13 protein-coding genes are annotated in these 14,364 nt (G+C 63.3%); 3 read left to right on the forward strand and 10 right to left on the reverse strand.

What is annotated here, in order from left to right:
- Window positions 1–39 precede the first annotated feature (39 nt).
- The 10 genes from tssH to tssA all read right to left on the reverse strand — a co-directional run bounded on the left by tssH (window position 40) and on the right by tssA (window position 10,749).
- On the reverse strand, window positions 40–2,691 hold the full coding sequence (gene tssH / locus TU79_RS01175) for a type VI secretion system ATPase TssH (RefSeq protein ID WP_057006330.1): 2,652 nt from the start codon (window positions 2,689–2,691) through the stop codon (window positions 40–42).
- A complete protein-coding gene (gene tssG, locus TU79_RS01180; RefSeq protein WP_057006331.1) occupies window positions 2,684–3,727 on the reverse strand; it encodes a type VI secretion system baseplate subunit TssG in 1,044 nt (347 codons plus the stop codon). The genes tssH and tssG overlap by 8 nt, the downstream gene beginning before the upstream one ends.
- On the reverse strand, window positions 3,691–5,550 hold the full coding sequence (gene tssF, locus TU79_RS01185) for a type VI secretion system baseplate subunit TssF (protein ID WP_003231700.1): 1,860 nt from the start codon (window positions 5,548–5,550) through the stop codon (window positions 3,691–3,693). Before tssF ends, tssG begins: the two co-directional genes overlap by 37 nt.
- Window positions 5,547–6,062 carry a type VI secretion system baseplate subunit TssE gene (gene tssE, locus TU79_RS01190; protein ID WP_057006332.1) on the reverse strand — a complete coding sequence of 172 codons (516 nt, stop codon included), beginning with the start codon at window positions 6,060–6,062 and terminating at the stop codon, window positions 5,547–5,549. The genes tssF and tssE overlap by 4 nt, the downstream gene beginning before the upstream one ends.
- Complete coding sequence (locus TU79_RS01195; protein WP_057006333.1) at window positions 6,056–6,502, reverse strand: hypothetical protein; 447 nt, start codon at window positions 6,500–6,502, stop codon at window positions 6,056–6,058. Before TU79_RS01195 ends, tssE begins: the two co-directional genes overlap by 7 nt.
- Window positions 6,499–6,936 carry a type VI secretion system amidase effector protein Tae4 gene (locus TU79_RS01200; RefSeq protein WP_003231694.1) on the reverse strand — a complete coding sequence of 146 codons (438 nt, stop codon included), beginning with the start codon at window positions 6,934–6,936 and terminating at the stop codon, window positions 6,499–6,501. The genes TU79_RS01195 and TU79_RS01200 overlap by 4 nt, the downstream gene beginning before the upstream one ends.
- A gap of 80 nt (window positions 6,937–7,016) precedes the next feature.
- On the reverse strand, window positions 7,017–7,505 hold the full coding sequence (locus TU79_RS01205) for an Hcp family type VI secretion system effector (protein WP_003231692.1): 489 nt from the start codon (window positions 7,503–7,505) through the stop codon (window positions 7,017–7,019).
- 164 nt (window positions 7,506–7,669) lie between these two features.
- Window positions 7,670–9,166 (reverse strand): type VI secretion system contractile sheath large subunit, encoded by a 1,497-nt coding sequence (gene tssC, locus TU79_RS01210; RefSeq protein WP_057006334.1) that lies wholly within the window; start codon window positions 9,164–9,166, stop codon window positions 7,670–7,672.
- A gap of 2 nt (window positions 9,167–9,168) precedes the next feature.
- Complete coding sequence (gene tssB / locus TU79_RS01215) at window positions 9,169–9,675, reverse strand: type VI secretion system contractile sheath small subunit (protein WP_003231688.1); 507 nt, start codon at window positions 9,673–9,675, stop codon at window positions 9,169–9,171.
- A gap of 54 nt (window positions 9,676–9,729) precedes the next feature.
- Window positions 9,730–10,749, reverse strand: coding sequence for a type VI secretion system protein TssA (tssA, locus tag TU79_RS01220; RefSeq protein WP_057006335.1), 1,020 nt, complete (start codon window positions 10,747–10,749; stop codon window positions 9,730–9,732).
- Window positions 10,750–11,142: 393 nt separating this feature from the next.
- On the opposite strand from tssA, the gene tagH reads away from it, so the two are divergent.
- Genes tagH through tssK form a run of 3 tightly spaced genes read left to right on the forward strand, consistent with a single transcriptional unit; the run spans window position 11,143 to window position 14,362 of the window.
- Complete coding sequence (gene tagH, locus TU79_RS01225; RefSeq protein WP_057006336.1) at window positions 11,143–12,444, forward strand: type VI secretion system-associated FHA domain protein TagH; 1,302 nt, start codon at window positions 11,143–11,145, stop codon at window positions 12,442–12,444.
- Between the two features lie 55 nt (window positions 12,445–12,499).
- Window positions 12,500–13,009 (forward strand): type VI secretion system lipoprotein TssJ, encoded by a 510-nt coding sequence (gene tssJ / locus TU79_RS01230; protein WP_057006337.1) that lies wholly within the window; start codon window positions 12,500–12,502, stop codon window positions 13,007–13,009.
- 18 nt (window positions 13,010–13,027) lie between these two features.
- Window positions 13,028–14,362, forward strand: coding sequence for a type VI secretion system baseplate subunit TssK (gene tssK / locus TU79_RS01235; RefSeq protein WP_057006338.1), 1,335 nt, complete (start codon window positions 13,028–13,030; stop codon window positions 14,360–14,362).
- Window positions 14,363–14,364 lie beyond the last annotated feature (2 nt).

Here is a 14,364-nt window from a genome sequence, read left to right on the forward strand (position 1 = left end):
CGGGAGCAAGCCCCCTCCCACAGTTTTAACCGCACTCCGTCAGCCAAACTGATAGTGCAATTCGTTATCCCGACTGCTGATCCGCACCCCCGCCAGCGCCTTGCCTTCAAGCATGCGCGTGAGGAACTCACGGCTCATGTCCGGCAGCAACGTATTGGTGAGGATAGTGTCGATCATCCGCCCGCCGCTTTCGGTTTCGGTGCAGCGCGACACGATCAGGTCGACCACCGCGTCGTCGTAGTCGAAGGCGACCTTGTGGGTATTCTCCACGCGCTTTTTGATGCGGTTCAGTTGCAGGCGGGTGATCGCCTTGAGCATCTCGTCGCTCAGCGGGTAGTAGGGAATGGTCACCAGCCGGCCCAGCAGCGCCGGCGGGAAAATCTCCAGCAGCGGCTGGCGCAGGGCCTTGGCGATTTCCTCGGGCTCGGGGATGTTCGCCGGGTCCTTGCATACCCGGGAAATCAGCTCGGTGCCGGCGTTGGTGGTCAGCAGGATCAGGGTGTTCTTGAAGTCGATCACGCGGCCTTCGCCGTCCTCCATCACGCCCTTGTCGAACACCTGGAAGAAGATCTCATGCACGTCCGGGTGGGCTTTTTCCACCTCGTCCAGCAGCACCACGCTGTAGGGTTTGCGCCGCACCGCTTCGGTCAGCACGCCGCCTTCGCCGTAGCCGATGTAGCCCGGTGGCGCGCCCTTGAGCGTCGACACCGTGTGGGCTTCCTGGAACTCGCTCATGTTGATGGTGATCACGTTCTGCTCGCCGCCGTACATGGCTTCAGCCAGGGCCAGGGCGGTTTCGGTCTTGCCCACGCCAGAGGTGCCGGCGAGCATGAACACGCCAATCGGCTTGCTCGGGTTGTCGAGGCCGGCGCGGGACGTCTGGATGCGCTTGGCGATCATCTGCAGCGCATGGTCCTGGCCGATGATGCGTTTCTTCAGGTGCTGGTCGAGGTTGAGCACCGTCTCCAGTTCGTTGCGCGCCATGCGGCCCACCGGGATGCCGGTCCAGTCGGCGACCACCGAGGCCACGGCCTGGTAATCCACGGTCGGCAGAATCAGCGGGGTTTCGCCTTGCAGTGCGGTCAGGCGCTGTTGCAGGTCGACCAGTTGCGCGCGCAATTGATCGTCGCCACTGTCCACCACACCGGCTTTTTCGCGCAGGGTCGCGCGGGTGGCGAGCAACTCGTCCACCAGCGATTTTTCTTCGGCCCAACGGCTTTCCAGCGTCGCCAGGCGATCACGTTCTGCGGTCAGCAACGCTTCGCTGTTGCTCTGGCGCGCACCAATGTCGATGCCGATGGCATGCTCGCGGGCGATGATCTGCAGCTCGGTTTCCAGCGCTTCGATACGGCGGCGGCTATCGTCCACTTCGGCCGGCACCGCGTGCAGGCTGATGGCGACGCGGGCGCAGGCGGTGTCCAGCAGGCTTACGGATTTGTCCGGCAACTGGCGAGCAGGGATGTAGCGATGCGACAGCTTCACCGAGGCTTCCAGGGCCTCGTCGAGCACCTGCACCTGATGGTGTTTCTCCATGGTCGACGCCACGCCGCGCATCATCAGCAGCGCCTTGTCTTCCGACGGCTCGGCCACCTGGACCACCTGGAAGCGGCGGGTCAGGGCCGGGTCTTTCTCGATGTGCTTTTTGTACTCGGCCCAAGTGGTGGCGGCCACGGTACGCAGGGTGCCACGGGCCAGCGCAGGCTTGAGCAGATTGGCCGCATCGCCGGTACCGGCGGCGCCACCGGCACCCACCAGGGTGTGGGCTTCGTCGATGAACAGAATGATCGGCTTGGGCGAGGCCTGCACGTCTTCGATGACCTGGCGCAGGCGCTGTTCGAACTCGCCTTTCATGCTGGCGCCGGCTTGCAGCAGGCCCACATCGAGGCTGCGCAGTTCCACGTCCTTGAGCGCTGGCGGCACGTCACCGGCGACGATACGCAGGGCAAATCCTTCGACCACGGCGGTCTTGCCCACGCCGGCTTCACCGGTGAGGATCGGGTTGTTCTGGCGCCGGCGCATAAGGATATCCACCAGTTGGCGGATCTCTTCATCACGGCCAACAATCGGGTCGAGCTTGCCACTGCGCGCCTGTTCGGTGAGGTCGACGGTGAAGCGCTTGAGCGCTTCCTGCTTGCCCATCGCGCTGGGCGCCATGGCACCACTGGCTTCGCCGGGCACGCCGGCATTGAAGCCGTCGCTGGCGCTCAAGGCGTTTTCCGGCGAGTCGCCGATGTAGTCGTCAAAGCGTTCGCTCAGGGCTTCGGGTTTGATCTTGTCGAACTCGGCGGACAAGCCCAGCAGTGCGTGACGCAGGCTCGGTGTCTTCAAGATGCCAAGCACCAGATACCCGGTACGCACCTGGCTTTCGCCAAACATCAGGCTGCCGTACACCCAGCCGCGTTCCACGGCTTCTTCCACGTGGGAGGACAGGTCGGTGATCGACGTCGAGCCGCGCGGCAGACGGTCCAGGGCTTCGGTGAGGTCACGGGCCAGGCGCGCCGGTTCCACGTTGAACTGGCGGATGATGCGGTGCAGGTCCGAGTCCTGCAGTTGCAGCAACTGGTGGAACCAGTGGGCCAGTTCCACATAGGGGTTGCCCCGCAGCTTGCAGAACACGGTGGCGGCTTCGATGGCCTTGTAGGCCACGCTGTTGAGTTTGCCGAACAGTGCGGCGCGACTGATTTCACCCATGCTCTGGATTCCTTGAGGTGGTGGCGTGATCGGCGTAATGCCGGGCCAGGATTAGGTCGTTGGCGTCCCGCTCGGGTTGGCCGAGCCAGGTGTTGAAGCCCAGGCGGAACTGGCCGTTGAGTTGCAGCGCCGGGACTTCGGGTTGTTGCAGAATCAGGTTCAGGTCCCAGTCCAGTTCATGGCCCAGGTACTCGGCCACCCACGCCACCAGCTCGTTGAACGGCTGACGGCCTGGCAGCATGCCCATGTAGTCCTGGAGCGTGAGCGGGCCCAGGCGGATGCGGAATTTATGCTGGCGGTCCCACACATGGCTGCCCAGGCAGAAATCCACGCCCAACTGGTTGGCGCTGACACCCACGCGGCTGCGTTCTGGCAGCTCCAGCCATTGGCCGACATATTCCTCGATTTCCACCGGCAGGCCGAAGTACTCGCCGAGAATCGCCTTCAAACCGTCCGGGTAGCGGGTTTGCGCTGACAGGTGGCCGCTGTAATGCAGCTTCGCCGTGTCGGGGATCAGCCCCTGATTCAACAGGCTCGGCATGCCTCGTCCGCTTAACGCCGCCAGGCGCGCGGACCAGTAGTCATCGTCCGGGCGGTCGTGGCTGACCGTCGGCCGCGCCTCGGCCCAGGCCCGGTAAAACAGGCTCAGCAGACGATGATGGAACACATCCAGGAACTGCTTGCTGGTGCTGTCGGCGTTGTTGCGCTGGCGTTCGCGCACGTACTCGGTGATATGCAGCGGCAGCGGGCCGTTGGGACCGCCGAGGCCGAAGAAAAACTGTTCGAGCCGCGCCGGTTTGCCGTCGCCACCGGGGTCGACCGACGCCAGCGTAGCCGGAGCGAACGTGCAGTCGGCCTGTTGCCCCAGGCGCAGCGGGTCGTCCGCCAGGCGCAGGGAATGGCCCAGGCGCGGCAGGTCCAGCGATTCGCACTCGATACGCCGCAGCGCCTGGAAGAAGTCATATTCCCAGGGCGCCTGGTGCATCGCCTCCAGGGTACTCACAGGGTCGGACGCCGTCCGGGCGTGGCTTTCCATCGCATGATCTCGCCGCGTTCGGTGGTACGGATCACCGTCTCGGTAAAACTGTTGATCGACACGTAGCGTGCCAGGAAGCGTTCGAGCACCGCACCGAGCAGGAACACGCCGGTGCCGCGAAACGCGTTTTCATCGAATTCCAGGGTGATCTCCAGGCCGCGCCCGAACACAATCGGGCCGGGCATCGGCAGGCGCCGGGTCACGGCTTTGCTGCTGACCTCGCGCAGGCCTTCGATCTGCAAGGGCAGGGCGGCGTCGTTGCTGTCGCCATACAGGCGCAGGAGTTCGCGCAACGCACCGGCGCCCTGGCCTTGCTCGCTCAGGGACAAATAGTTGAGCGACAGCTGGCTGATCAGCCGCCACGCCTTGGCGTCGTGGGCGTGGCTGGCGCGCGGACGGCTCGGCCCAGCCACACAACGCACGGCCAACACCGGCGCGCTGTCGGCCAAGGTGAAATCGGTCTTGCCGTTGCCCACGCTCATGAACAGCGGCAGGTCGCGGTTGGTGCACAGCGCGGTCACGCCCAGTTGACGCAAGTCGTGGCCATAAGGCGCCTGGCGGCTGTCCACCAGGCTGACGAAGGTTTCGCTGCCCACGTAGGTGGAGCGCGGGCCGTTGCGGCGCTGGTCGCTGGACAACACACGGGGCTCGCGGCGCACGGTGTAGTACGCCTGATCACGGCCGTAACGCGACGGATCGCGCACCGCGTAAAACGGCAGGAACGGTTGCTCCGGTCCGGTACCGTGGCCGGTGATGCCGCTCAAGGAGTGAATCTCGAAGTCCATCGGCCGCGTGCGGTCGGCGATCACGTGGTGTTCGTTGACGCGGTCGGACAAATGGATGCGGTCCACGCGTTTGGGGAACAGGTTGATCGCCGGCGTGCAGAACGGCAGGAACTGCGCCGCGCCGACACTGCCTTCCAGGCTTGGCTCGTGGCGGTCGAACAGCACGATCAGCTCCAGCTCCTGGCCGTCGCAGCGTTTGACCGCGCGGCTCAGTTCGGCGAACTCGACGAACAGAAAGCGATGGGGCAGGGCGAAATACTCTTGCAGCAGGCGATAGCCCTGGAACGCACGCGCCACCACCGGCATTGCCGCGTCGGCATCGTCAAAGCCTCGCGAGCGCAGCGCGTCTTTGGGCAGGCGCTCGACCCAGTCGCCACCCGGCTTGCGCGCAAACACGGCGCAGGCATTGCCGAGCAATTGTTCGTAGAGGCGGAACGGTTGCTCGTCGGCACCGCTGAGGTACAGCGGCAGGTTGTCCAGATCGAGGCTGTTGAACGGCAGTTCGGCGCCGGTACGCAGGGTCAGGCGCAGGCCGGCCTTGGCTTTCGGCTCGCTGGCAGCCAGGCGGCCGAGTACGGCGGCGGGGTTGCCGAAGTACTCGGCGTTGCTCACCTGCAGCGGCCACAACGTCACCGGGTGCGCAGTGCGGTACTCGCAGCAGGTCTGGGTTTCGCGGCCCAGTGCGGCGCGCAATACGGTGTCGCGGGGCAGGGGAAAGCCGCTGGCCAGAGAGCCTTCGTCAGGGTCGGTCTGCAGCTGCACCACGGTCATCGACGGCGTTGGCGCCAGATAGTGCGGGTAAGCGATTTCCAGCAGGTTGTGGGTGAAGGTCGGGTACTCGGCGTCGAGCTTGAGCTGCACGCGGGCCGTGAGGTAGGCAAAACCTTCGAGCAGGCGTTCGACGTACGGGTCGGCGCAGTCCATGCCGGACAACGTCAGCCGACTGGCGATCTTCGGGTATTCCCGGGCGAACTCGGCGGCGCTTTCGCGCACGTGGTGCAGTTCCTGGTTGTACAGCTCCAGCAGGCGCGGGTTCATGGGCGTCTCCGCTGGTCGGCGTTAACCACACGCACATGGCCGGATTCAAGATCGAGGTCGGTTTGCAGCAGCAGGCGCAACGGCACCGGCTGCGCCCACAGGTCGCCTTCGATCTCGAAACTCAGGGCGTTGTGATTCATCTCGTCCTGGCCGACGCGGGCCTTGACCCGCAAGGTGTGACGCAGGATGCGCGGTTCAAAGGTGGCGATGGCCTGGTAGATCAGCGCTTCGAGCGCCTTGATGTCCACACTGGAAACGCTGTTGCCCGCCAGCGCCGGCAGGCCGTAATTGACCACGGAAGTGCCGGCCGGTGTGTGCAGGGTGGCATCGGCATCAAGCAGCGAAGTGGTGTTGAGCAGCCACGCCAGGTCGCGCAGCACCGAGGCTTTCAATTGGCTCAGGGACAGCACGCGTTTGTCGGCGCTCTCCTTGGGGTTGGTCGGGTCGTCGTCGGTCAACCGGTCCAGCAGGGACGGTTGCAGACGGTCGCGGGAAGCGATTTCGGTTACCACCGGAAGAGGGCCGTAAACATTTTCTGGTCTTCCTGACCATAGCCGCACATGGCGCTTGGGTTGACCGTTGATGCTTCCAGGCGACCGTTGATCAAGCGTACGGCCTGGGATTGGGTCAGGCAGTTTCGGCTCGGTGGAGGCTCTGGCACGCTACGCTCGACCAGAAAAATCGGCACACCCCTGAACGTCTCTACCCGTAATTCACCTTTTGGATTCAGGTTGAAGTAGCAGGGCCATTCCATTCCCAGTGCCAGATGAGTCTGGTCGGGCTTGAGCACCGCACATTGACCCTTGGCGTCCACGAGCTGGATGGCCTGACCGGCGAATACCCCCTGCGTGCGAGCAGGTGCGTCGAGCGGATTCGGAGCGGGCTCGGCGCACGCGCTCAAGCTGATCAACAGGTTGGCGAACAGCATTGATTTTAACGTTTTAGCGATCATTGCAATTCCCAGAACCAGACCTGTTTGGAGAGAAAGTCGCCATCGAAAAAGCCTTTGGTTCGGCCTCGGTTCCACAGGTCGATATGGTCACCTGTACGCTCGCTCTCGGGTTCGCCGGCACGTGCAAAGCAATCCTTGAAGAAAACAATTCCGGTTTTTTGATTCAGCGTCAGCCGGTCGGCCGCACTGCCACTGAGAATGGTCGGACGGCCCAAGTGATGACGCCAGAGCCAATTGGCCAGGGATTCAGCACCGCGAGCATGGTCGTGTTTGCATTTTGGGTCGGTATAGGTCGATTTATTGACCTTGATATTCAGCTCGCCATTGAGCGCGACGCTCATACGGATAGCGCACTGATTGCCCCACGGTTGGTCGCAAGGGTTTTTGACGGTGGGGTAGCTGTTCCACAAATTGATAAACGACGGTTTGGCCATGACTCAGATACCGAAGAGGAAAAGGTCGAATGCGAGCAAGCACCAAAACCCCCGGCGCGTAACGACGGGGGTGTGTTGTATCAACGCTTGGTGTTGGACCGGATGTTCCAGCCGAACTTGATCGGGCCGCCGTCTTTGGTGCCGTCGGCTTTCTGTGGCTGGTAGTCGACCAGCACCTGGGCAAAGTTCAGCGTGACGTTTTCGGTCAGGCGATCATCGCTGCCCGAACCGCCGGTGCTCAGGGACGTGACCAGCACTTCTTCCAGGTTGATCACCATGTACTCGACCTGGCTCTCGCCACCGGCCTTGCGCACGGTCAGCTTGACCTTGTCGATGTGCTTGCCGCTGGCGCAGTGCATCATCAGGTTGGGCGACGCCTTGTCGACGTACTTGGTCAGCGACAGGTCCTGGATATTCACCTTGCCGGCGCCGCCGCCACCGCCCACGTGCATGTTGCCGGACTGGGCCATGCCCCAGCTCCAGTTCAGCACGTCGATTTCGTCCTTGTGGGCCTTGTCCATGGACTCGCCCTTGATGTCGCCGATCTTGATGAAAATATCAACAGCCATGATTTCTCCCTGTGTGGCACGGGCCACTGAATTTGTTATGCCCCGAAAGGGGCAGTGCTTCTCTGTGGGAGGGGGCTTGCCCCCGATGCAGGCAACTCGGCCTGTCAGGCAGACCGAGGTGATGCTATCGGGGGCAAGCCCCCTCCCACAGGAGAGCGAGGCGCTTAGGCGCTTTTCGCCGACGGCAGCTTCGAGACCAGACGCAACGACACCGTCAGCCCTTCAAGCTGGTAGTGCGGGCGCAGGTAGAACCTGGAGTTGTAGTAACCCGGGTTGCCCTCGACGTCTTCCACGATCACTTCGGCGGCCGCCAATGGGTGCTGGGCCTTGGTGGTTTCGGTGGAATGCGCAGGGTCGCCGTCGACGTAGTTGAGGATCCAGTCCTGCAACCAGCGCTGCATCTCGTCCTTCTCTTTGAAGGAGCCGACCTTGTCGCGCACGATGCACTTCAAGTAGTGCGCGAAACGGCAGGTGGCGAACAGGTACGGCAGGCGCGCGGCGAGGTTGGCGTTGGCGGTGGCGTCAGGGTCGTCGTACTCGGCCGGTTTTTGCAGCGACTGGGCGCCGATGAACGCGGCGAAGTCGGTGTTTTTCTTGTGCAGCAGCGGCATGAAACCGTTTTTGGCCAGTTCCGCTTCACGGCGGTCGCTGATGGCGATTTCGGTCGGGCACTTCATGTCCACGCCACCGTCGTCGGTCGGGAACGTGTGCGCCGGCAGGTTTTCCACTTCGCCGCCGGACTCGATGCCACGGATGCGCGAACACCAGCCGTAGTGCTTGAACGAACGGTTGATGTTCACCGCCATCGCGTACGCGGCGTTGGCCCAGGTGTACTTGGAGCTATCGGCGCCGTCGGTGTTTTCTTCGAAGGCGAAGGCCTCCACCGGGTCGGTCTTGGCGCCGTACGGCAGGCGCGCGAGGAAGCGCGGCATGGTCAGGCCGATGTAGCGCGAGTCTTCCGATTCACGCAGCGAGCGCCAGCCGGCGTATTCCGGGGTGGTGAAGATCTTGGTCAGGTCGCGCGGGTTCGACAGCTCCTGCCACGAGCCCATGCCCATCACGGTCGGCGAGGCCGCAGCGATGAATGGCGAGTGCATGGCGGCGCAGACTTTCGACAGCTCGCCCAGCAGCTCCACGTCCGGTGGCGACTGGTCGAAGTAGTAGTCGCCGACCAGGCAGCCATAAGGTTCGCCGCCGAACTGACCGTATTCCTCTTCGTACATCTTCTTGAAGATCGGACTCTGGTCCCACGCGGTGCCCTTGAATTTCTTCAAGGTCTTGTGCAGTTCGGGCTTGGAGATGTTGAGCACGCGAATCTTCAGCTGCTCATCGCTCTCGGTGTTGTTGACCAGGTAGTGCAGACCACGCCAGGCGCTCTCCAGTTGCTGGAAGTCCTGGTGGTGGATGATCTGGTTGACCTGGGCGGTGAGCTTGGCGTCGATGGCGGCGATGATCGATTCGATCGACTTGATCGCGTCGTTGGACACCAGATCGGTTTGCGCCAGGGCCTGTTCGGCCAGGGTGCGCACGGCGGTTTCCACGGCTTCGCGGGCACGCTCGGTCTTGGGCTTGAATTCCTGCATCAGCAGGGAGGCGAACTCGCTGGTTTCTTCGGTGGCGCCCAGGTTGAGCGCGCCTTCGCGGACGGTCGTGTCGGTCATGATTACTGATCCCCTGCAGGCTTGGGCGCGCTGGCAAGTGCCTGGAGCAGTGCCGGGTCCTTGATCGCCTTCATGATGATTTCTTCAGCGCCGGTCTTGCCGTCCATGTAGGTCAGCAGGTTGGCCAGTTGGGTGCGCGCTTCGAGCAGTTGGTTCAGCGAGTCGACCTTGCGCGCCACGGCGGCGGGGCTGAAGTCGTCCATGCTTTCGAAGGTGATGTCCAGGCTCAGGTTGCCTTCGCCGGTCAGTTCGTTGGGCACATGGAACGCCACGCGCGGCTGCATGGCCTTGAGGCGCGAGTCGAAGTTGTCGACGTCCACTTCAAGGAACTTGCGGTCGGCGACCGCCGCCAGAGGCTCGGCAGGCTTGCCGGCGAGGTCGGCCATCACGCCCATCACGAAGGGCAGCTGGACCTTTTTCTCGGCGCCGTAAAGCTCGACGTCGTACTCGATCTGCACCCGGGGCGCGCGGTTGCGCGCGATGAACTTCTGAGAACTTTGCTTCGCCACGTTGCTGCTCCTGGTCGCTTGAGCGACGGTGTTGTTACTGCTCAGTCAAGCGGCTTACTCGCCGTCCGGGCCGCGCAGGTTTTCAAATTGGGACATGCCGTCGGGAATCAGATTGCGCACGATGGCCGCGAAATCGGCATGCACCAGATTCTTTGCGCGATTCAACAGCACCGGCAGCGGGCTCGAAGGCTCGTGCCGGGTGTAATACGCAAGGATCTTGTCGAGGCTGCGCAGCACGTCATCGCGGCTGGCGATATCGCCAGCCGGAAGCGGTGCGGCCGGGGCTGCGGCGAAGTCGGCCGAGGGGGCACTGTCGTCACTGACGGCCTCGGGTTCGCGGCTGCTGTCGGTGCCGGGCACCGCTTGATTGAGCAGGTGCAACGCCTGTTTGAGCGGCTGCTTCAAGGCGCCAAGGTCCACGCCCTGGGCGGAACCGACCCGATCGTTGACCTGTTGTTCGATGGCTTCGCAGGCGGCACGCGCCGCGCTGAGGGCGTCGCGGGTGGCTTGCAGCTGGTCGGGATCGCTGTCGAGGAACGCAGCGTTGAGTTGCTGCGCGCCGAGTTGCTCATCGGGGAAGCTCAGCAGGCCGCCGGCGTTGAGCGCGGCGCGCAGGGTCACCGGGCCGAAGGTGCGCGAGCGCGTGAGGATGCTTTCGCGCAGCAGGCGGACGGTGGTGTCGCTGGCCAGGCCGGAGAGGGCGTTGATGCGCACGGTCGGGTCGTTGTCGTCGTCGGCATCCAGGCGCGGATGCAGCTCGGCCCAGTATTGGCGCAGCAGCGCATCGATCAGCGTGAGGACGTCGGCCAGCCCCGCGACACCCTGGAGGGCGAGGGCGCTTTGCAGCAGAAAGTGGGTGATGCGCAGGTCTTTGCTGCGCTGCAGCAAGTCGAGACTTTGCTGCTGGATGCTGCGCCATTCCGGGGGTTCGGCGGGCAGGATGGAGTCGCCCATGCTGCGCTCGGGCTGGCCCTTGGCATCACGTTCCAGTTGGAGAAATTGCGCGTCATATTCCATGTCTTCGCCACACGGCGAGTTCGCGGAAACGGCGGTGAGCAGCAACGGCACATCCACTGAAATTGATCTCCCTATCAGCCCGCTGGAAGGCGAGCAATGCATGCATTAGTTGCGCGAGGAACTTTGCATGGTTTCTTTGTCATATAAATTGAATGCCACTAATGTGACATCACGTCTATGCAAGAAGTTGTGCATTTTTGGTGTAGTAGTTATGCCTTGTCAAGGTAAGCTATTCGCCCTCTGTGACAGATGTGCGGTGCTTAACAACTTGTGCGACTGGCGGGTCGAGTGAAGCACCCGCGCAGGATTTTTGTCACAGAGCCCGGTTAAGATCAGCGATCATGCTGACAAAAGCAGGTTTCGAAGGTCGATTGCGCGACCTGAAGGGGAATCTCGGGAAACGCTGTCCCGGGAGCCGACTGCGCGGCGAAGTATCAGCAAGGAGGCAAGATGTCGCTGTGTTTGACTATCACTAGTTATCACAAGATCACCCCTGGGCAATGCCCCGAAAAGTCCATTAATCAGGGCTCGATGGCGATCGGCCGCAGTTCGGAAAACGACTGGGTATTGCCTGATCCAGAGCGCCTGGTCTCTTCACAACATTGCATTATTCAGTACAAGGACGGCCGTTATTATTTAACCGATAACAGCACCAATGGCGTGGAGTTGGTTAACGCCGGCATTCGTATGCGGCGGGGGAGCAGCGAGCCGTTACAGGACGGTGAGTTGATCCGTATTGGTGATTACGAAATCCGGGCGCGTATCGATTTCAATGTGCAAGCCATTGAAAGCGAAGCCTTTGCCGGTGACTCGCCGAACAGCTTCGAGGCGCTGATGGGCGCCGTTGCGAACACGCCCAAGGCCACGCCGGCGATTGCCCCGCAGTTCCAGGGCGCCTCGTCAATGGACACTCTGCCGGACCTGTTCGACTTTCTTGCCCCCGCCGCCGTGCCGCCGCCGACCGTGGCCGATCATGTGCCGTCCGAGCAACACGATTTCCGCCCACCCGCGCCCGTCGTCGCGCCGCTTGTCGAAACGCCTGGAGCGTCGGCTGCGGTGATTCCCGAAGACTGGGACCTGCTCGGCGACGCGCCGCCCCCCGCCCCCATTATCGCTGCGCCACCTGTGGTCGAGCCTGTGCTCCCCGTGGCCGAAACTCCGCACCAGCCCGATCTTTTGCAAGCCTTCCTGCGCGGTGCCGGCCTCGACCAGTTGCGCCTGGACAAAGACGACGCCATCGCCCAGATGGAGAGCATCGGCCGCAGCTACCGGCTGATGGTCGAAGGCCTGATTGACGTGTTGCGTGCCCGCACCAGCCTCAAGGGCGAGTTCCGCATGCAGCAGACCATGATCCAGCCCGCCGAAAACAATCCGTTGAAATTCGCCCCGAATGCCGACGAAGCGTTACTGCTGTTGCTGCGTCATGGCAACCAGGCGTTCATGGCGCCGGATGTGGCCGTGCGCGAGAGTTTCGATGACCTGCGCGCGCACCAGTTGGCGGTGATGGCCGGCGTGGAAGCGGCGATCAAGCATTTGCTGGCGCGTTTTGAGCCGGCGCAACTGGAAGCGCGCATGGGCAAGCCCGGCGGGCTGTCGAGTCTTTTCAATGGTTCGCGTCAGGCCCAGTACTGGCAGCAGTTTACCGAGCTCTACAGCAATATTTCCCGCGAGGCCCAGGAAGATTTCCAGGACCTGTTCGGCCGCGAGTTCAGCCGGGCCTACGAGGAGCACAGTGCACGACAGCGTCGCTGACCCCGACGCGACCCAGGATTCAACGGATAGCCAAGTACGTCATTGAGGACACAGGATGATTTTCAGGTTTTTACTCGCAGCCGCCACCGCGCTGCTGTTGACGGCGTGTGCGAAGGATGCGGCCAGGCCCGAAAGCGCGGCTGACGCCGACGCGAACAGCTCCGCCATCACGCTGCATTTTCACGCCATTGCCGGACTCAACCCCGGCGCCAATGGCCAGGCCGCGCCGGTACGGGTGCGCATTTTCGAACTGAAAAACGCCGCCACCTTCGCCCGCTCAGACTACTTCGCCCTGGCCGACCGCGCGCAGTCCACCCTCGGCCTCGACCTGCTGGACCAGGACGAAGTGATGGTGCAGCCCGGCCAGCAACTGAGCATCCGGCGCCACCTCGACCCCGCCACGCGCCAGGTTGGCCTGCTGGTGGGCTATCGCGAACTGGATCGCGCGCAATGGCGCACGGTGATCAACGTGCCGCCGCGCCAGAACACCGAACACCAGATCAGCCTCGATGTGCGCGCCGTGCGCGCCGACGTCGTGGCTCCCCCCTCCAGCCCTGCCCAATAAGAAATCATCGGAGCTCCCATGTCCTGGAACAATCGCGTGGTCTGGTCGGAAGGCATGTTCATCGGAACGCAGCACTTCCAGCAGCATGACCGTTACCTCGAGAACCTGATTGATGCTCGCAGCCGCCCGCTGTCTGCCGGCGCCTGGGGCTTTTCCGAGCTGCTGATCGACCAGGGCTTGCTGGCCCAGGGCAAGCTGGCGATTGTCTCGGCGCGTGGTCTGTTGCCCGATGGCACGCCGTTCAATATTCCTCAGGATGACTTGGCGCCCAGCCCGCTGAACATCGACGACAACCTGCGCGACGGCCTGGTGTACCTGGCCTTGCCGCTCAAGCGTGCCGGTGCGCGGGACACGGTGGAGGCCGGCGAGGCGCTGGAAGCAGCGCGTTACGTGAGCCAGGTGCGCGAAGTGCGCGACGATAACGCACCGTTCGAAAACCGCGCGCCCGTGGCCGTGGGCGCGCGTGCCTTGCGCCTGCTCACCGCCGAGGATGGCATCAGCGACTACGCCGCCGTGGGCCTGGTGCGCATCAAGGAAAAACGCGCCGACCGTGCCCTGGTGCTCGACGACACCTACATCCCGCCAGTGCTGGATGTGGCCGCGAGCAAACCGCTGAGCGCGTTTCGCAGTGAATTGCTCGGCCTGCTGCACCAGCGCGGCGAAGCCCTGGCTGGACGCGTGGTGGCTTCGGGCGCTGGCGGCGCCTCGGAGATTGCCGATTTCATGCTGCTGCAACTGGTCAACCGTGCGCAGCCGCTGATCCAGCACCTGACCCAACTGAGCCCGCTGCACCCGGAGCGGTTCTTCAGCGAACTGGTGAGTCTGGCCGGTGAGTTCTCCACCTTTGCCACCTCGGGTCGACGCCCCCAGGAATACCCGCACTACCAGCACGACGACCTGGCCCTGAGCTTCGCCCCGGTAATGGCGGCGCTGCGAGAAGCGCTGTCGATGCTGATCGACAGCAAGGCCACACCGATCCCGATTGTCGAGAAAGCCTACGGCGTGCACGTGGCCATGCTGGCGGACAAGACCCTGCTCGACAGCGCCAGTTTCATCCTCGTGGTGCGTGCCGATGTACCCGGCGAAACCCTGCGCGCGCGCTTCGGCCAGCAGAGCAAGGTCGGTTCGGTGGAGCACATCCGCGACCTGGTCAACCTGCAACTGCCGGGTATCGGCCTGCTGCCCTTGCCGGTGGCGCCGCGCCAACTGCCGTACCACGCAGGCTCCACCTACTACGAGCTGGACCGTGGCAGCGAACACTGGCAGCAACTGGGTAATTCCGGTGGGTTCGCCTTCCATATCGCCGGGCAGTTCCCGGGCTTGAACCTGGCCTTCTGGGCGATTCGAGGATAAAC

It is taken from the genome of Pseudomonas trivialis (assembly GCF_001439805.1).
In the GTDB taxonomy this organism is placed as follows: Bacteria; Pseudomonadota; Gammaproteobacteria; order Pseudomonadales; family Pseudomonadaceae; genus Aquipseudomonas; species Aquipseudomonas trivialis.

Excerpts from the sequence above, each read along its gene's own strand:
- tssJ (WP_057006337.1), top strand. The coding sequence starts at position 12,500 with ATGATTTTCAGGTTTTTACTCGCAGCCGCCACCGCGCTGCTGTTGACG.
- TU79_RS01200 (WP_003231694.1), bottom strand. The coding sequence starts at position 6,936 with ATGGCCAAACCGTCGTTTATCAATTTGTGGAACAGCTACCCCACCGTC.
- tssG (WP_057006331.1), bottom strand. The coding sequence starts at position 3,727 with ATGGAAAGCCACGCCCGGACGGCGTCCGACCCTGTGAGTACCCTGGAG.
- TU79_RS01205 (WP_003231692.1), bottom strand. The coding sequence starts at position 7,505 with ATGGCTGTTGATATTTTCATCAAGATCGGCGACATCAAGGGCGAGTCC.
- tssH (WP_057006330.1), bottom strand. The coding sequence starts at position 2,691 with ATGGGTGAAATCAGTCGCGCCGCACTGTTCGGCAAACTCAACAGCGTG.
- tssK (WP_057006338.1), top strand. The coding sequence starts at position 13,028 with ATGTCCTGGAACAATCGCGTGGTCTGGTCGGAAGGCATGTTCATCGGA.
- TU79_RS01195 (WP_057006333.1), bottom strand. The coding sequence starts at position 6,502 with ATGATCGCTAAAACGTTAAAATCAATGCTGTTCGCCAACCTGTTGATC.
- tssC (WP_057006334.1), bottom strand. The coding sequence starts at position 9,166 with ATGACCGACACGACCGTCCGCGAAGGCGCGCTCAACCTGGGCGCCACC.
- tssF (WP_003231700.1), bottom strand. The coding sequence starts at position 5,550 with ATGAACCCGCGCCTGCTGGAGCTGTACAACCAGGAACTGCACCACGTG.
- tagH (WP_057006336.1), top strand. The coding sequence starts at position 11,143 with ATGTCGCTGTGTTTGACTATCACTAGTTATCACAAGATCACCCCTGGG.